We start from the raw sequence: 16,440 nt of genomic DNA on the forward strand, positions 1-16,440 counted from the left end.
GGGTAGAGCGCGAGGAGCACGCCCAGGGCGAGCACGACGTGCTTGAGACCGTGGCGCAGCCGGTGGCGCCCCGGACAGGGCCGCCACCGGCTGCGCCACGGTCTCAAGCACGTCGTGCTCGCCCTGGGCGTGCTCCTCGCGCTCTACCCCGTGCTGTGGATGGTGGTCAGCTCGCTGCGCCCCGACGGCCAGATCTTCGGCAACCCCTCCATCCTGCCCACCACGTTCCACGTGGAGAACTACACCTACGGGTGGACGGCGCTCGGTCGGCCGTTCAGCGTCTACCTGCTCAACTCCGCCGTCGTGGTGCTCGGCTCCATCGTCGGCAACCTCGTCAGCTGCTCCATGGCCGCGTACGCGTTCGCCCGCCTGCGATTCAGGTTCCAGCGGACGGCGTTCGGCTACATGCTCGTGACGATCATGCTGCCCGTGCACGTCGTGATCGTGCCGCAGTACATCCTCTGGGCCCAGGCCGGCCTCGTGAACTCGTTCTGGCCGCTGATCGTGCCCAAGCTCCTGGCCACCGACGCGTTCTTCATCTTCCTCATGGTCCAGTTCATCCGCGGGCTGCCCCGCGAGCTGGACGAGGCCGCCCGCATCGACGGCGCCGGGCACGCCCGGATCTTCCTGCAGATCATCCTGCCGCTGATGAAGCCCGCCCTGGCCACCACGGCGATCTTCACCTTCATCTGGACCTGGAACGACTTCTTCTCCCAGCTCATCTACCTCACCGACCCGCAGCTCTACACCGTCCCGATCGCGCTGCGCTCGTTCATCGACGCCCAGTCCACGTCGTCGTTCGGGGCCATGTTCGCCATGAGCGTCGTCGCGATCGTGCCGCTCGTGCTCGCCTTCGCCCTCGGCCAGAAGTACCTGGTCCAGGGCATCGCCACCACCGGGCTCAAGTGAGCCCGCAGCCACGCACCACACAGCGAAGGACCACTGCCATGACCAACCGCACCCGCCGCACGGCCGCCGGCACCGTCGCCGCAGCCACGGCCCTGACGCTCGCCGCGTGCGGCGTCGCCGAGAGCACCGGCTCCGGCGAGCTCAGCGACGAGCCCGTCACCCTGCGCGTCATGTGGTGGGGCGGCGACGCCCGCCACACCCGCACCCAGGAGGCGTTCGACCTCTTCCAGGAGAAGTACCCCAACATCACCGTCGAGCCCGAGTTCTCCGACTGGAACGGCTACTGGGAGAAGCTCGCCACCGCCACCGCCGGCGGCAACTCGCCCGACGTCGTCCAGATGGACCAGCTCTACCTCGCCTCCTACGCGGCACGCGGCAGCCTCGTCGACCTCGGCACCCAGGACCAGCTCGACACGTCCACCCTCGAGCCGTCCGTGCTCGACATGGGCCGGTGGGACGACAAGCTCTACGCGATGCCGATCTCCACCACCTCCACCGCCCTGCTGGTCAACACCGACCTCGTCGAGGAGCTGGGCGTACCGCTCCCGGACACCTCCACGTGGACGTGGGACGAGTTCGAGGCGTGGGCGCGCGAGGTGACCGAGAAGTCCCCGGCGGGCACGTACGGCACCGGCATCCTCTACAACGAGTACTCCCTGCAGCTGTTCGCCCGGCAGCTGGGCGACGAGCTGTTCTCCGCCGACGACATCGTGATCGAGCCGGAGACCCTCGCCGCCTACTTCCAGATGGCGCTCGACTGGACCAAGGACGGCGCCGCACCGCCCGCCTCCGTCACCGCCGAGACCATCACCCTCCCGCTCGACCAGCAGGACTTCTCCATCGGCAAGGCGGCCTCCGTCTTCACGTCCTCGACCCTCATCACCGCGTACGCCGCCGCCAGCGGCGCCAACATCGAGCTCGTGCCGCTGCCCACCCCCGACCAGGACACCACGCCGTACGACTACTTCAAGCCCGGCATGTACTGGTCCGTCTCCTCCAAGGCCAAGCACCCCGCCGAGGCGGCCCTCCTCATCGACTTCCTCGTCAACGACCCAGAGGCCGGCCGCATCCTCGGCACCGAGCGCGGCATCCCCGCCAACCCCGACGTGGTCGAGGCGCTCGCGGACGAGCTGACGGCCGAGGAGCAGAAGACCGTCGACTTCGCCGCCCAGCGCACCCCGAAGCTCGGCGACGCACCTGCGATCGTGCCCAACGGCGCGTCCGACATCCAGACGATCCTCCTGCGCTACCAGCAGGACGTCATCTTCGAACGGCAGACCCCGCTGGAAGCCGCGAACGCGCTGATCGCCGAGATCCAGCGCTCCGTCGCCGCAGCCCGCTGAGAACGGAGGAACCATGCTCAAGATCGGCATCATCGGCACGGGCAGCATCGCCACCCTGCACGTGCAGGGCTACCAGCGGTTCGAGCAGGAGTGCGAGGTCGTCGCCCTCTGCGACACCGCACCCGGCAAGGCCGCCACGCGACGCGAGGAGCTGGGCGTCGGCCAGGCCCGCGCCTACGAGAGCGTCGAGGAGATGCTCGCGGCCGAGCACCTCGACCTCGTCAGCATCGCCACCCCGCCCTCCACGCACGCCGCGCTCACCGTCGCGGCGCTGCGGGCCGGCGTCGACGTGCTCGTCGAGAAGCCCATGGCACCCTCGCTCGCCGACTGCGACGCCATGATCGCCGCTGCGCGCGAGAACGGGCGCATCCTCTCGGTGGTCGCCCAGAACCGGTTCCGCGACGACACGGCCACGCTCAAGGAGGTCCTGGACTCCGGCCTGGTCGGCCCCGTCTCCCACGTCCAGGTCAGCTCCGCCTGGTGGCGCGGCCTGCCCTACTACGACCTGTGGTGGCGCGGCACCTGGGAGTCCGAGGGCGGCGGCTGCACCCTCAACCACGCCATCCACCACCTCGACCTCACCCTCTGGATGCTCGGCGCCCCGCGCTCCGTGACCGCCGTGCTCACCAACGCCGCCCACGAGAACGCCGAGGTCGAGGACCTCTCGGTGGCGGTGCTGCAGTACGACCGGGCGCTGGCCGAGGTCACCAGCTCCGTCGTGCACCACGGCGAGGAGCAGGCGATCGTCGTCCAGGGGCGTCACGCCCGCGTCTCCCAGCCGTGGAGCGTGGTGGCCGACGTCGCGCAGCCCAACGGCTTCCCGGCACCGGGCGGCGACCCCGCACGAGTCGCGGAGATCGAGGCGCTCGCGGCTGCCCACCGGCCGCTGGAGCACGAGGGCCACGCCGGGCAGATCTGCGACGTGCTCGCCGCCGTGCGCGACCGACGGCGCCCGGCGATCGACGGCGAGGACGGCCGGCGCGCCGTCGAGCTCGTGACGGCGATCTACGAGGCCGGCATCGAGCGCCGCACCGTGGACCTGCCGCTGAGCCCCGAGGACCCGTACTACCAGGCGGGCACCCTCGTGGAGCGCGCCCCGCGCTTCTTCGCCAAGACGGCGTCCGTCCCCGACCAGGCCGGCGCCATCAGCGTCGGCGGCAGCCCCGCGGCGCGCTGAGCGCCACCCCACCCCTACGGACAGGACCAGGAGAACCATGACCTCCACCAGCGGCGCCCAGTACGCACCGGAGCCGGTGCCCGCACCCGTCGTCGGCCCCGGCGACTTCGTCTTCGCCGCGATGCACCTCGACCACGGCCACATCTACGGGATGAGCGAGGGGCTCGTCTCGGCAGGGGCCACCCTGCGCTGGGTCTACGACCCCGACCCGGCCAAGGTGGACGCGTTCCGGGCGAAGTTCCCCGGTGTCCGGGTGGCCCGCAGCGAGCAGGAGGTGCTCGACGACCCGGAGGTACGGCTGGTCGCCGGCGCCGCCGTCACCTCCGAGCGCTGCGCCCTGGGCCTGCGGGTCATCGAGGCGGGCAAGGACTACTTCACCGACAAGGCGCCGCTGACCACGCTGGAGCAGCTCGAGGCCGCGCGGGAGGCGACGGCCCGCACGGGGCTGAAGTACGCCGTCTACTACTCCGAGCGCATCCACGTGGAGGCGGCCGTGCTGGCGGGCCAGCTCGTCGACCGGGGCGCCATCGGGCGCGTGGTCCAGGTGATGGGCATGGGGCCGCACAGGCTGGGTACCGGCAGGCCGGACTGGTTCTTCGAGAAGGAGCGGTACGGCGGCATCCTGTGCGACATCGGGAGCCACAACTTCGAGCAGATGCTGCACTTCGCCGGCGCCGAGGACGCCGAGGTGGCGTACTCGGCGATCGCGAACTACCACCACCCGCAGCACCCGGGCCTCGACGACTTCGGCGAGGCGAGCATCGTCATGGACAACGGTGCCAGCGGGTACTGCCGCGTGGACTGGTTCACGCCCGACGGGCTGCGCACCTGGGGAGACGGGCGCACGTTCATCCTCGGCACGGACGGCTACATCGAGCTGCGCAAGTACATCAACGTGGGCACCGACGACGGCCCGGGGAACGTGTTCCTCGTGGACCAGCACGGGGAGCACCGTCTGCAGGCGCAGGGCACCGTGGGCTTCCCCTACTTCGGGCAGCTGATCCTCGACTGCCTCGAGCGGACCGAGCACGCGATGACGCAGGCGCACGCGTTCAAGGCCGCCGAGCTCAGCGTGCGGGCGCAGCTCGGGGCTCGCGTGCTGGCGCCCTGACGGCGCCGCCCCAGGACCGTCAGGGCGGCCCTGGGGCGCTTCTGGAGCAGCTCTGGGGTGGCTCTGGGCGGGCGCGCGCGGCGCTGGGGCGGCTCGGCGCAGAGGTGCCGGAGAGGGCTCCGCACGGGTCCGCTGAGGCGTGCGTCACGAAGGGGCTGAGCCGATTTCGTGGCAGGCCCGAACCCGTGTAGAGTCTTCCCCGCTGCCCCGATAGCTCAGTCGGCAGAGCATCTCCATGGTAAGGAGAAGGTCAAGGGTTCGATTCCCTTTCGGGGCTCTGTGATCACGGCGCGGGGCCGCCTCCGGAACGACGGCGGCGGCCTCGCGTTGAGTCACGTTTGTGGCGGGGTAGCTCAGCTGGTCAGAGCGCACGACTCATAATCGTGAGGTCGCGGGTTCGAGCCCCGCCCTCGCTACCACTCACGACCGACGGTCCAGCGGACCATCGGCACGACGACCGGCGTCGTGCTGACACCCGATTGCACGTGGCGCCTTCCGGGGGCGCGAGAGGTGACTCACCATGGCTTCCAAGAGCGCGGACGTCCGCCCGAAGATCACGCTCGCCTGCGTGGACTGCAAGGAGCGGAACTACATCACCAAGAAGAACCGTCGCAACGACCCGGACCGCCTGGAGCTCGCGAAGTTCTGCCCGCGCTGCGGCAAGCACACCGCGCACCGCGAGACCCGCTGACCCTCCGGTCGACGACAACCAGATGACGGTCACGCTGCCGGACCCGGCCTTCGCCGGGCGCGAGTACCCCGCCACGCAGGCGTACTCGGTCGGTCGCGAGAAGGTCCGCGAGTTCGCGGACGCCGTCGGCGCCCTGCACCCCGCCCACCACGACATCGTGGTGGCGCGGGGTCTCGGCCATCCGGACCTGGTGGCGCCTCCGACGTTCGCCGTCGTGATCGCCCAGCGGGCCGAGGCGCAGTACATCACCGATCCCGCCGCAGGCGTCGACTTCTCGCGCGTGGTCCACGCTGACGAGCGGTTCACGCACCACCGCCCGATCGTCGCCGGGGACGAGCTGGTCACCGTGCTGCACGTCGACTCGGTGGTCCACCGCGCGGGCATCGCGATGGTCACGACCCGCTGCGAGATCTCCGCCGTCACCGCCGACGGCCACGAGCCGGTCTCGACCGTGGTCTCCACGCTCGCCGTGCGAGGGGAGGGTCGATGAGCGACAAGCCCGTGCTGGAGCAGCTCGCGGTCGGCGACGTCGTCGGCACGCGCACCCTCGAGCTCGACCGCCCGCGCCTGGTCCGGTACGCCGGCGCCAGCGGCGACTTCAACCGCATCCACTGGGACGAGGCGTTCGCCACCGGGGTCGGCCTGCCGGGCGTCATCGCCCACGGCATGCTCACCATGGGCTCTGCGGTCGCCGTCGTCGAGGACTGGGCCGGTGACCCGGGCGCCGTCGTCGACTACCAGACCCGTTTCACGCGGCCCGTGCCGGTGCCGGCCGACGGCACGGCCGCCGTCGAGGTCACGGCCACGATCGGCGCCGTCGACCTGGAGAAGCGGACCGCTCGCGTGGACCTCACCGTCGTGCACGACGGCGCCAAGGTGCTGGGCAAGGCGCAGGCGCTCGTCCGTCTCTGAGCCGCACCGGCCGCGCACGTCACGACCCTCCTGCCCGACGGGCAGGAGGGTCGTCTGCTGTGCGCGTGGGGCACGCTGCTTCGGCTCGGCTCGGCCCAGACGCCCGGCCCAGCCCCTGCCCAGCGGCAGCGCGGCGTCAGGCCTCGGGGACGGGCCCGGTGGTGGTGCCCTGCACGAGACGCACGGGCAGCACGTGCTCGGCCGGATCCTCCCCGGCGAGCAGCGCGACGACGGCGCGGCCGAGCTCGGCGCCCTTCTCCCGCAGCGGCTGGTGCACGCTCGTGAGCACGTCGGGCGAGAGCCAGGGCAGGTCGAGGCCGTCGAACCCGGCGATCGACACGTCCTCGGGAACGCGCAGCCCCAGCTCGCGCGCGGCGATCACGGCGCCCGCGGCGAGCAGGTCGGAGTGGGCGAAGATCGCGGTGGGCCGCTCGGTCGCCGGCACCCACTGGCCGAGGATCTCGGTGGCGGCGTCACGGCCGTGCTCGACGAGGGACGCCGGGGTCTCCCACGACAGCACGGGCTCGACGACGTCACGGACGCCGGCGAGCCGGTTGCGGGCGGGGGTGCGGTCCACCAGGCCCAGCCGGGTGGCGTCCACGGGGCCGGAGCGTTCCCCGCGGCCGAACGGGAGGGTGATCTCGGCGATGCGGGTGTGCCCGAGGTCGACGAGGTGCCGGACCGCCTCGGCGGCCCCGGCGCGGTCCTCGATGCGGACCAACGGGGAGCCCTGGACCTCGTGCCCCTCGCCGACGACGACGGGGACGCCGCGTCGCTGCAGCGCGGCCAGGTTCGGGTCGTCGGTCAGCACGCCCCACACGAGCACCGCGACGTCCATCGCGGCGGACTCGACCAGGGGGTCCACGGGAGCGACGCGGGGGCGCTCCGCGGGCTCGCCACCCTGCTCACCACCCTGCCCGCCGGTCTGTCCGCCGGTCTGCGCGCCGCTGTGCCCGGCGGGGTCGGCGCAGGGTGCGCAGGCGTCGCGGTCGATGCCGGGCACCAGGAGCACGCCGAGCCCTTGCTCGCCGAGCACCTGCATGAGGCCGTCGAGCACCTGGACGGAGACGGGGTCGCGGAACGCGCGGCCGGGCTGGTCGCCGATGACGACGCCGACGATGCCGGAGCGCCCGGAGCGCAGCTGCCGGCCCAGCGGGTTGGGGCCGGAGTAGCCCAGCTCGGCGGCGGCGGCGAGCACCCGGTCGCGGGTCTCGGGGGTGATGGGCCCGGCGCCGGAGAACGCGAGCGAGGCCGTGGAGACGGACACGCCCGCGTGCTCGGCGACCTTGGCCAGGGTGGGGCGGCTCCCAGGGCTGCGGCCCATCGTGCCTCCTCGGTCGCGCCCGGCCGGTGGCCGGGCTGTGGTCGCTGCTCGTCCCGCGGTGCGGTGGGCGTGAGCCTACCTGCGCGGTGCGGATGCTGTCGCGAAACGATTTGACGAGGGGTGCGGGGTAGGAGAGCGTCAGGGGCGTGAGCAGCCACTCCGCCGATCGCGCACGCAACGCCGCGTGGGCCGTCTTCGTCGTCTTCCTCGCCAACGGGTTCACCTTCGCCACCTGGGCCTCGCGTCTGCCGGCGGTCCGTGACGGCCTCGACTTCTCCGAGCGCCAGATGGGCCTGCTGGTGCTGACCGGCGCGGTGGGGTCGGTGCTGGCGCTGCCGTTGTCCGGGATGATCGTGGCCCGGCTGGGTGCGGCCCGGACGGTGGTGATCTTCTCGCTGGTCGCCACGGCGGGCTACGCCGTCGCCTGCGTCGGCGTGGTCGACTCCCACGCCATGGTGGTGCGTGCCGGTCTGTTCCTGGCGGGCGTGGGCATCGGTGTGTGGGACGCCTCGATGAACCTCGAGGGCGCCGTCGTCGAGCAGCGGCTGGGGCGGGCGATCATGCCGCGCTTCCACGCGGGCTTCTCGTTCGGCACGGTGGCCGGCGCGGGCATGGGGGCGGGTGCCTCCGCCCTCGGGCTGCCGTTCGCGGTGCACGTGGTGACGGGGATGGTCCTGGCGCTGCTCGCCGCGGCCGTGTGCGTGCGGTGGTTCGTCTCGACGCCGGTGACGGCGCGCGCTGCGGGCGGCGCCGCGGTCCCTGAGGCGGTGGCCGGCACCGGCCGGGCGGGGGAGAGCACCGGCGGTGAGCCGACGACGGCGGCCCCGGCGTCGGCGGGCACGGGTGCCGGCCCCGCCACGGCCGTGGCCGGCGGGCAGCACGACGAGGTCGCGCACGGCTGGCGCGACGTGCTCGCCACCTGGCGTGAGCCGCGCACCCTGCTCATCGGTCTGGTGGTGCTGGCCGCAGCCCTCACCGAGGGTGCGGCGAACGACTGGCTGGGGTTGGCCGTCGTCGACGGCTTCGAGGCGTCGGAGGCGACCGGCGCCCTGGGCCTGGCGATCTTCCTGGCCGCCATGACCGCGGCCCGCCTGGTGGGCACGGAGCTGATCGACCGGCTCGGGCGCGTGCCCGTGCTGCGGCTGAGCGCCCTGGGCGCGCTGGTGGGCGTGGGCCTCTTCGTGTTCTCGCCCTGGCTGTGGCTCGCCCTCGTGGGCGTGGTGGTGTGGGGGGCGGCGGCCGCCCTCGGGTTCCCCATGGGCATGTCGGCGGCGTCCGACGACCCGCGCCGGGCCGCGCTGCGGGTGTCGGTGGTCTCCACCGTGGGCTACTCGGCGTTCTTCATCGGCCCGGCGCTGATCGGCCTGCTCGCCGAGCACACCGGGTACCGGCACGCGCTGCTGGTCATCGCGGCACCTGTGGTGATCGGGCTGTCCGTGGCGGGGGCCGCCCGCCCGCTGCCGCAGGCGCAGGCGCAGGAGGAGCGGGCCTGACGGCGACGCCCGCCGTCGTCGTCGGGCCTACCCTGGGCGGGTGAGCATCTCCACCTCCGCCCCCGCCCTGGCCGAGCTGACCACCCTGCGTGTGGGCGGCCCTGCCGACGCGTACGTCGAGGCGAGCACCGAGGCCGAGCTGATCGACACGGTCCGCGCGGCCGACGACGCCGGCCGGCCCGTGCTCGTGGTGGGCGGCGGGTCCAACCTGCTGGTGGCCGACGAGGGCTTCGGCGGCGTCGTCGTGCGTGACGTGCGCACCGGCTTCGAGGTGCAGGGCGAGGACTCCTGCGGGGGCGCGAGCGTCACCGCGGTGGCCGGCCAGGACTGGGACGAGCTCGTCGCAGCCGCCGTCGAGCACGGGTGGGTGGGCCTGGAGGCCCTGTCGGGCATCCCCGGCACGGTGGGGGCTGCCCCGGTGCAGAACATCGGCGCCTACGGCCAGGAGGTGGCGGGCGTCGTCTCCACGGTGCGCACCTGGGACCGGCTGCGCGGCCGGGTGCGCACCTTCGCCGTCGGCGAGCTCGGGTTCGGCTACCGCACGTCGCTGCTCAAGCGCACGATGCGCGGCCGGCCCACGCAGGAGGACCCGCAGGCTCCCTGGTACCCCACGCCGCGCTACGTGGTGCTGGAGGTGAGCATGCAGATGCGCCTGGGCACCCTCTCGGCCCCCGTGGCCTACGCCGAGCTGGCGCGCCGCCTCGGCGTCGAGGTGGGCACCCGGGCGCCGTCGGAGGAGGTGCGGACTGCGGTCCTGGAGTTGCGCAGCGGCAAGGGCATGCTCCAGGACGGCCGGTTCGGGTCCGCGCCGGGCGCCGACCACGACCGGTGGTCGGCCGGGTCGTTCTTCACCAACCCGGTGGTGCCGGCCGACCAGGCCGGTGCGCTGCCCGCCGAGGCTCCCCGGTACCCCGTGCGCTCGGCGACCCCCGAGACCTCCACGGGCCCCAGCCTGGGCGCCGTGGACCCCACCCTGGTCAAGACGAGCGCCGCCTGGCTGATCGAGCACGCCGGGTTCGGCAAGGGGTACGGCCTGGCGGGAGAGCGCAGCCCGGCCACCCTGTCCACCAAGCACACGCTCGCGCTGACCAACCGGGGCGGCGCGCGTGCCGAGGACGTCGTGGCGCTCGCGCGCGCGGTCCGTGACGGGGTGCGTGACGCGTTCGGCGTCGAGCTGGAGCCGGAGCCCGTCCTGGTCGGCGTCAGCCTCTGACGCGCCCCGCGCCGGTGGCCGGGCTCAGTAGACGAGCACCGTGGTGCCCTGCGGCAGGCCCCAGTCGTCCCACAGCCAGTTCATCGCCGCGTTCGACACGCGCACGCACCCGTGCGAGGCGGGGTAGGGCGGCACCGACGGCGACCCGTGCACGGCGATCGCCCCGTTGAAGTACTTGGGCCGCCACATGTCGCCCAGCTCGAGCGTCGAGGAGTGCATGCCGTCCACCTGGCGGTAGACCTCGAACGTGCCTGGCCGGGTGCGGGCCACGTACTCGCGTCCCTGCGCCACGAAGCGCTCGCCGTTGCCGGTCGAGGCGTTGATGACCCGGACGACGCGCCCGTCGTCCACGGCGAGCACGAGCTGCCGGTCGACGTCGATCTCCAGGACGTGCCCGGACGCCGAGCGGGGTGCGGGCACGTGGCCGGCGTCGAGCGCCTGCTGCGTCTGGGGACCGACGACGCCGTCCCGGGTGAGGCCGGCGGCCTTCTGGAACGCCCACACCGCCTGCTGCGTGGCCCACCCGTAGCGTCCGTCGACCTCGAGGAGGAAGTACCCGAGGTCCTGCAGGCGCTGCTGGAGCGCCTCGACCTGGGGGCCCTCGTCGCCGCGCTGGACGAGCTCGGGGCCGGGATCCTCCTCGGCCTCCGCTCCGGGCTCGCCCGCAGCCCCGGCGGGGCCTTCAGCAGCGGGGTCGTCCGCGGCCGGGTCCTCGGCCGCGGGACTCTCGGAGCCCGGGTCCTGCGAGCCCTGGTCCTGCGAGCCCGCGTCCTCGCCTGCGGGGTCCTGCTCCGGCGTCGGCTCCTGCCCGGGCTCGGGGGCCAGCCCCTCGTCGGGCTCGGCGCTCGCGGAGGCGCTGGGCGAGGCCGTCGCGGACGAGGTGGGGGAGGAGCTGGGGGAGGCGGTGCCGGCGCCCTGCTGCCCGGGCCAGGCGCACGCTCCGAGGGCGAGCACGACGCCCACCACGAGGGCCCGCCGCACTGCTGGCACGGCACGTGCCGCCCCGTCCGGCCGTCGCCCGTCGGCCCGTCGCTCGTCCACCCCGTGCGCCCGCTGCGCCATTCACTCTCCCGTGTCTCGTCGGCCCTGGGTCACCACGGTGCCCGGTGGCGGGCCGGTCTGCAGCGTCAGCCGGGGATCGTCACCCGTTCGTGACAGATTCCTCGCCGGTCTCCGCGCCATCCTCCTCCGGCTGGGAGATCCACTCGTCGATCCTGGCGAGCATGCTCGCCCTGCTGGCGTCGGAGGCCCTGCTGGCGCGGACCGACGCGCGAGCCAGGTCGGCCAGCTCGGCGTCGGAGAAGCCGTGCGCGGTGCGGGCCGCCTCGTACTGGGCGGTGAGACGGGAGCCGAACAGCAGGGGGTCGTCCGCACCGAGCGCCACGGTGGCCCCGGCGTCGACGAGGGCGCGCAGGGGTACCTCGGCGACGTCCTCGTACACCCCCAGGCCCACGTTGGAGGCGGGGCACACCTCCAGGGCCACGCCCCGCTCGACGACGTCGGCCAGCACGGCGGGGTCCTCGCTGGCCCGCACCCCGTGGCCGAGCCGGTCGGGGTGCAGCGACTCGAGCACGGTGGCGACGTGGGCCGGGCCCAGCAGCTCGCCCCCGTGGGGCACCGCGGCGAGCCCCGCACGGCGGGCGATGCGGAACGCTGCCGCGAACTGCTCGGTGTCGCCGTGCCGCTCGTCGTTGCTCAGGCCGAACCCGACGACCTCGCCGGGGCCCTCGCCCGCATACCGGGCGGCGAGCCGGGCGAGCGTGCGGGCGTCGAGCGGGTGCCGCATCCGGCTGGCGGCCACCACCACGGCGACCTCCAGCCCGTGGGCGGCGCTGGCCTCGCGCGCGGCGTCGAGCACGATCTCCACGGCGGGCGTGATGCCGCCGACGAACGGTGCGTACGACGTCGGGTCCACCTGCATCTCCAGCCGCACCGACCCCTCGGCGGCGTCGGCCCGGGCAGCGGCGTCGACCACCTGGCGCATGTCGGCCTCGGACCGCACGCAGGCGCGTGCGGCGTCGTAGAGGCGCTGGAACCGGAACCAGCCCCGCTCGTCCGCGGGCACGCGCAACGGGTCGTCGTCGACCAGCGCGGCCGGGACGCGGATCCCGTGGCGGGCGGCCATGTCGCGCAGCGTGGGCACGTCCATGGAACCGGTGAAGTGCAGGTGCAGGTGCGCCTTGGGCAGCGTCGCGAGGTCTCGCACGTCCGGCAGTCTCGCAGGCCGGGGCCCGCTCGCAGGTCAGGCGAGCCAGCCGCGCCGTCGTGCCTCGGTCACCGCCCCGGTGCGGTCGTCCACCCCGAGCTTGGCGAACGAGCGCAGCAGGTGCGTCTTGACGGTGGCCTCGCCGATGAACAGCGCCCGCCCCACCTCGGCGTTGGACAAGCCCTCGGCCACCAGTCCCAGCACCTGCGCCTCCCGGGGCGTCAGCCGCTCGGCGCTGGTGCGCACGCTGCCCACCAGGCGCGTGGCCACGGTGGGGGTGAGCACCGTCTGACCGCGGGCGGCGGCGCGCACGCTGCGCACCAGCTCGTCCCGCGGCGTGTCCTTGAGCAGGTACCCGGTGGCGCCGGCCTCCACCGCCCGCAGGATGTCGGCGTCGGTGTCGTAGGTGGTCAGCACGACGACGCGAGGCGCGGGTCCGCCGCCTGGGGCGCCGGCGGTCAGGGCTGCGGTGGCGCCGACGCCGTCGAGCACCGGCATGCGCAGGTCCATGAGCACGACGTCGGGGCGCAGCCGGGCGGCGAGGTCCACCGCCGCCTGCCCGTCGGCGGCCTCGCCCACCACGTCCAGGTCGGGCTCCACGGCCAGCATGCCTACGAGCCCGGAGCGCACCACCGGGTGGTCGTCCACCACGAGCACCCGCACGGTCGTCCCGCTCACGCCTCGCCCTCCCTCGTGCCGGGCGACGCCGCCCCGGCGCCTGCCCGCTCCGTCCCGGCCTGCGGTGCACGCGCGGGCAGCAGCACGCGCACCGCCGTGCCGCCGTCCGACCCGGGACCCACCGCCACCGTGCCGCCGCCCGCCGACACCCGCTCCCGCATGCCGCGCAGCCCGAACCCCTCCTCGGTGCCCGGCGCGATGCCCTGCCCGTCGTCCAGCACCTCCAGCGCCACCGGTGCGCCGCCCCCGCCCGTCAGGCGGACGACGACGGTGCGGGCCCCGGCGTGCCGGCGCACGTTGGCCAGCGCCTCCTGCGCCGACCGCAGCAGCACCACCTCCTCCTGCGGCCCCAGCGGGCCGACGTCGGCCGTCTCCACCCGCACGGGCACGCCCGTCTCCGCCGACCACCGCCGGCCCAGGCGGTCCAGCGCGTCCGCCAGCGTGGCACCGTGCAGGGGCACGGGCGAGAACGCCGCCACCAGCCCGCGGGCCTCCGCCAGGTTGTCGCGCGCCGTCGCCTCCAGGGTCGCGAGGCGCTCGCGGACCGTGGCCTCGTCGCCGCGGTCGAGCGCCGCCGCCGCCACCTGGGCCTGCATCACCACGGAGGTGAAGCCCTGGGCGAGGGTGTCGTGGATCTCCCGCGCGAGCCGCTCGCGCTCGGCCGCGACGCCGGCCGCGTGCTGGGAGGCGGCGAGCTCCGCCTGGGCGGCACGCAGCCGGTCCACGAGCCGCGCGTTGACCTCCGACTGCCGCATGGTGCGCGCCACCCACAGGCCCAGACCCACGGCGAACACGAACGCGACCCCCATCTGCGGAGCCACCTCGAGCAGCACCGGGACGCTCCAGCCCTCCCCGGCGGCGACCGCCAGCGTCACCCCGGCGCACACGAGCGCGGAGAACACGACGCCGTCGAGCACGTGCTCGGAGAGCATCCACACGTGGGTGAAGGTGACGAAGAGGAGGAGGGTGGCGACCGGCGCCGTCGTGGCCGCGGCTGCCGTGGCCCCCACCAGCACCGTCAGGTAGGCCCGTGCCCGCCAGACCTCGCGGGTCCGTGCCGCCCGTGCGCCGACGACGGCGTAAGCGACCGCGATGACGGCCACGCAGCCGAGCGCCAGCGCCAGGTCCGGGCCCGCGACGTCCGTGAGGGCCAGGGACACCGCGCACAGCGTCAGCAGCGCGTAGAAGGCGGCGTCCCACCACACGACGACGCGGTCCCACGAGGCGTAGGGGCCGCCGGCCGCGGGCGGGCCGTCGTCGGCCGCCCGCGCCGTGGCGGTGCCGTCAGCCGTCGTCACGCCGCCGCCAGCGGAAGGTGCGCACGCCCACCACGAGCCCCACGAGCAACCATGCCCCCAGGATCGCAGCGGCGGGCCCGTGCTGCCAGGAGCCGCTCGGCTCGAGCACCAGGGCGGAGTCGGGCAGGAACACCGAGCGCATGCCCTGCGCCATCCACTTCAGGGGGAACACCTCGGCCACCCGCTGGAGCCACACGGGGAGCTGGTCGAGCATGAAGAAGACGCCGGAGATGAACTGCAGCACCAGCACGACCGGCGTCACCACGGCAGTGGCGGAGCGGCCCGAGCGCGGCAGGGAGGAGAACGCCACCCCGCACACCGTGCCCGTGGCGGAACCGAGCAGCAGCACCCACGCGAACGTCCACCAGCGGCCGGGCTCGTCCGGCAGCGGTACGTCGTAGACGAGCGCGGCCACGGCGAGCAGGGCCGCCACCTGGCCGAGCGTCACCACCAGGATCTGCCCTGCCTTGCCGAGGAAGTACGCCACGGGCGGCAGCGGCGTGGCCCGCAGGCGCCGCAGGGTGCCGTCGTCGCGCTCGACCGCCACGGAGATCGCCAGCGACTGGAAGCTCGACAGCATGACGCCGGTGGCCACCATGCCGGGCAGGAAGTACCGGGCGAAGCTCACCTCGCGACCGGCGTCGTCCACCAGGCCCAGCCCGTCGGAGCCGAACACCGTGGAGAAGATCAGCAGCATCAGCACCGGGTAGAGCAGGATGAAGAACACGGCGTCGCGCTCGCGCAGGAATCCCAGCAGCTCGACGCGGGCGCGGACCAGGGCGAGCGGCAGGACGCCGGGCAGGCGCGGTTCGGTGCGCGCGGGAGGCGCGGGAGGGCGCTCGGCGGCGGGCTGGGTGGCCGTGGTGGGCCGTGGGGTGCTCATCGCTGCTCCTGGAGGGTAGGCCCGGCTGCCGTGGGGGATTCGATGGGGGCTGCGGCCGCCCCGGCGGCCTCGGGGATGGTGGCGCCGTCGTCCGTGGCGCCGTGGTCCGTGGCGGCGGGGGAGCGGCCGGGGGTCTCGTCCCAGGCCTCGATCAGGCCCAGGTAGACGTCCTCGAGGGTGGGGCGCACCACCTGCAGGCCGGGGACCTCCCCGTCGGGTGCGCCGTGGGGCCCCAGCCGTGCGGCGAGGTGGGCGACGAACGCCGTCGGCGCCGCGGTCCGCTCGGTGCGTACCTGCCCGCCCTCGGTCCACGAGACCAGGGGGGTGCGCGCCTCGGGGCCGCCCAGGGTCTCCGGCGCACCCAGGGCGACCACGCGCCCGTCGCGCACGACGGCGGCGCGGTCGGCCAGCGCCGCGGCCTCGTCGAGGTAGTGGGTGGTGAGCAGGATGGTGGTGCCGTCCTCGCGCAGCGAGCGGAGCAGCTGCCAGAACGCCCGCCGCGCCTGCGGGTCGAACCCGGTGGTGGGCTCGTCCAGGAACAGCAGCTCGGGCCGGCCGACGATCCCGAGCGCGACGTCGAGCCGGCGCCGCTGGCCCCCCGACAGCGCCCGTGTGCGGGTCCTGGCCTTGTCCTCGAGGCCGACGGCGGCGATCACCTCGTCCGGGTCGCGCGGGTCGGGGTAGGAGCGTGCGGTGGAGCGCACGGTCTCGGAGACGGTGAGCTCCGACAGGTCGCGGGAGTCCTGGCCGACGACGCCGATGCGGGCGCGCCAGCGCCGGCCGGCGGTCGCGGGGTCCTCGCCGAGCACGAGCACCTCACCACGGTCGCGGGAGCGGAAGCCCTCCAGGATCTCCACGGTGGTCGTCTTGCCGGCGCCGTTGGGGCCGAGGACGGCGAAGATCTCGCCCGCGGCCACGTCGAGGTCGAGCCCGTCGACGGCCTGCTTGGAGCCGTAGCGCTTGTGCAGGCCGGCCACGTGGACGGCGGGGCCCGGGGCGGCGCGCCCGGTCGGTGCGGTGGTCATGGCTCCACGCTCGCGCAGCGGGGCGCCCGCGCGGGACCCTCGTCGGGAGGGACCAGGGGTCCACCGGACGGTGGACCCACCGGGTCTGCGGGGGAGCGGTTCGACCCAGGGGCCGCAGTCGCGTACAGTGGTCCCTCGGTGGTTGACGGCCGCCATGCTGGAACGCGCCCTCGGGAG

General features: G+C 74.3%; 16 protein-coding genes and 2 tRNA genes. 11 read left to right on the forward strand and 7 right to left on the reverse strand.

Features of this window, described 5'->3' with window-relative positions; genetic code table 11:
* Positions 1–42: 42 nt before the first annotated feature.
* From DNL40_RS00005 to DNL40_RS00045, 9 genes are all read left to right on the forward strand, one after another.
* A complete protein-coding gene (locus DNL40_RS00005; RefSeq protein WP_111249205.1) occupies positions 43–909 on the forward strand; it encodes a carbohydrate ABC transporter permease in 867 nt (288 codons plus the stop codon).
* Positions 910–947: 38 nt separating this feature from the next.
* Positions 948–2,252: an ABC transporter substrate-binding protein gene (locus DNL40_RS00010; protein ID WP_111249206.1), complete on the forward strand. Its 1,305-nt coding sequence runs from the start codon at positions 948–950 to the stop codon at positions 2,250–2,252.
* 13 nt (positions 2,253–2,265) lie between these two features.
* Complete coding sequence (locus DNL40_RS00015) at positions 2,266–3,429, forward strand: Gfo/Idh/MocA family protein (RefSeq protein WP_111249207.1); 1,164 nt, start codon at positions 2,266–2,268, stop codon at positions 3,427–3,429.
* Between the two features lie 37 nt (positions 3,430–3,466).
* Positions 3,467–4,540 (forward strand): Gfo/Idh/MocA family protein, encoded by a 1,074-nt coding sequence (locus DNL40_RS00020; RefSeq protein ID WP_111249208.1) that lies wholly within the window; start codon positions 3,467–3,469, stop codon positions 4,538–4,540.
* A gap of 204 nt (positions 4,541–4,744) precedes the next feature.
* Positions 4,745–4,817, forward strand: a tRNA-Thr gene (locus DNL40_RS00025).
* Between the two features lie 65 nt (positions 4,818–4,882).
* Positions 4,883–4,959, forward strand: a tRNA-Met gene (locus DNL40_RS00030).
* 101 nt (positions 4,960–5,060) lie between these two features.
* Complete coding sequence (rpmG, locus tag DNL40_RS00035) at positions 5,061–5,231, forward strand: 50S ribosomal protein L33 (protein WP_021482899.1); 171 nt, start codon at positions 5,061–5,063, stop codon at positions 5,229–5,231.
* Positions 5,232–5,253: 22 nt separating this feature from the next.
* Positions 5,254–5,721, forward strand: a complete 468-nt coding sequence (locus tag DNL40_RS00040) for an FAS1-like dehydratase domain-containing protein (protein WP_111249209.1) — start codon at positions 5,254–5,256, stop codon at positions 5,719–5,721.
* The gene (locus DNL40_RS00045; RefSeq protein ID WP_111249210.1) at positions 5,718–6,143 is read left to right on the forward strand and encodes a MaoC family dehydratase; all 426 of its coding nucleotides are present in this window, start codon (positions 5,718–5,720) and stop codon (positions 6,141–6,143) included. The genes DNL40_RS00040 and DNL40_RS00045 overlap by 4 nt, the downstream gene beginning before the upstream one ends.
* A 136-nt stretch (positions 6,144–6,279) precedes the next feature.
* Here DNL40_RS00045 and DNL40_RS00050 read toward each other — a convergent pair whose 3' ends face one another.
* Positions 6,280–7,467, reverse strand: coding sequence for a LacI family DNA-binding transcriptional regulator (locus tag DNL40_RS00050; protein ID WP_111249211.1), 1,188 nt, complete (start codon positions 7,465–7,467; stop codon positions 6,280–6,282).
* A 146-nt stretch (positions 7,468–7,613) separates the two neighbouring features.
* Here DNL40_RS00050 and DNL40_RS00055 point away from each other — a divergent pair, with 146 nt between their 5' ends.
* Both DNL40_RS00055 and DNL40_RS00060 read left to right on the forward strand, forming a co-directional pair.
* On the forward strand, positions 7,614–8,960 hold the full coding sequence (locus DNL40_RS00055; RefSeq protein ID WP_111249212.1) for an MFS transporter: 1,347 nt from the start codon (positions 7,614–7,616) through the stop codon (positions 8,958–8,960).
* 40 nt (positions 8,961–9,000) lie between these two features.
* A complete protein-coding gene (locus DNL40_RS00060; RefSeq protein WP_111249213.1) occupies positions 9,001–10,173 on the forward strand; it encodes a UDP-N-acetylmuramate dehydrogenase in 1,173 nt (390 codons plus the stop codon).
* A 24-nt stretch (positions 10,174–10,197) separates the two neighbouring features.
* Here the strand turns inward: DNL40_RS00060 and DNL40_RS00065 are convergent, their stop codons facing one another.
* From DNL40_RS00065 to DNL40_RS00090, 6 genes are all read right to left on the reverse strand, one after another.
* Positions 10,198–11,163 (reverse strand): L,D-transpeptidase family protein, encoded by a 966-nt coding sequence (locus DNL40_RS00065; RefSeq protein WP_179950877.1) that lies wholly within the window; start codon positions 11,161–11,163, stop codon positions 10,198–10,200.
* A 151-nt stretch (positions 11,164–11,314) separates the two neighbouring features.
* Positions 11,315–12,379, reverse strand: coding sequence for an adenosine deaminase (locus DNL40_RS00070; RefSeq protein ID WP_111249215.1), 1,065 nt, complete (start codon positions 12,377–12,379; stop codon positions 11,315–11,317).
* A 36-nt stretch (positions 12,380–12,415) separates the two neighbouring features.
* Positions 12,416–13,057 carry a response regulator gene (locus tag DNL40_RS00075; protein ID WP_111249216.1) on the reverse strand — a complete coding sequence of 214 codons (642 nt, stop codon included), beginning with the start codon at positions 13,055–13,057 and terminating at the stop codon, positions 12,416–12,418.
* Complete coding sequence (locus DNL40_RS00080; RefSeq protein ID WP_111249217.1) at positions 13,054–14,355, reverse strand: sensor histidine kinase; 1,302 nt, start codon at positions 14,353–14,355, stop codon at positions 13,054–13,056. The genes DNL40_RS00075 and DNL40_RS00080 overlap by 4 nt, the downstream gene beginning before the upstream one ends.
* Entirely contained in the window at positions 14,342–15,238 is an 897-nt protein-coding gene (locus DNL40_RS00085; protein ID WP_111249218.1) for an ABC transporter permease, read from the reverse strand. The genes DNL40_RS00080 and DNL40_RS00085 overlap by 14 nt, the downstream gene beginning before the upstream one ends.
* Positions 15,235–16,263, reverse strand: a complete 1,029-nt coding sequence (locus tag DNL40_RS00090) for an ABC transporter ATP-binding protein (protein WP_111249219.1) — start codon at positions 16,261–16,263, stop codon at positions 15,235–15,237. Before DNL40_RS00090 ends, DNL40_RS00085 begins: the two co-directional genes overlap by 4 nt.
* Between the last annotated feature and the right edge of the window lie 177 nt (positions 16,264–16,440).

The organism is Xylanimonas oleitrophica (genome assembly GCF_003244315.1).
Classification (GTDB): domain Bacteria; phylum Actinomycetota; class Actinomycetes; order Actinomycetales; family Cellulomonadaceae; genus Xylanimonas_A; species Xylanimonas_A oleitrophica.

Excerpts from the sequence above, each read along its gene's own strand:
- DNL40_RS00010 (WP_111249206.1), top strand. The coding sequence starts at position 948 with ATGACCAACCGCACCCGCCGCACGGCCGCCGGCACCGTCGCCGCAGCC.
- DNL40_RS00015 (WP_111249207.1), top strand. The coding sequence starts at position 2,266 with ATGCTCAAGATCGGCATCATCGGCACGGGCAGCATCGCCACCCTGCAC.
- DNL40_RS00020 (WP_111249208.1), top strand. The coding sequence starts at position 3,467 with ATGACCTCCACCAGCGGCGCCCAGTACGCACCGGAGCCGGTGCCCGCA.
- rpmG (WP_021482899.1), top strand. The coding sequence starts at position 5,061 with ATGGCTTCCAAGAGCGCGGACGTCCGCCCGAAGATCACGCTCGCCTGC.
- DNL40_RS00040 (WP_111249209.1), top strand. The coding sequence starts at position 5,254 with ATGACGGTCACGCTGCCGGACCCGGCCTTCGCCGGGCGCGAGTACCCC.
- DNL40_RS00045 (WP_111249210.1), top strand. The coding sequence starts at position 5,718 with ATGAGCGACAAGCCCGTGCTGGAGCAGCTCGCGGTCGGCGACGTCGTC.
- DNL40_RS00050 (WP_111249211.1), bottom strand. The coding sequence starts at position 7,467 with ATGGGCCGCAGCCCTGGGAGCCGCCCCACCCTGGCCAAGGTCGCCGAG.
- DNL40_RS00085 (WP_111249218.1), bottom strand. The coding sequence starts at position 15,238 with ATGAGCACCCCACGGCCCACCACGGCCACCCAGCCCGCCGCCGAGCGC.
- DNL40_RS00090 (WP_111249219.1), bottom strand. The coding sequence starts at position 16,263 with ATGACCACCGCACCGACCGGGCGCGCCGCCCCGGGCCCCGCCGTCCAC.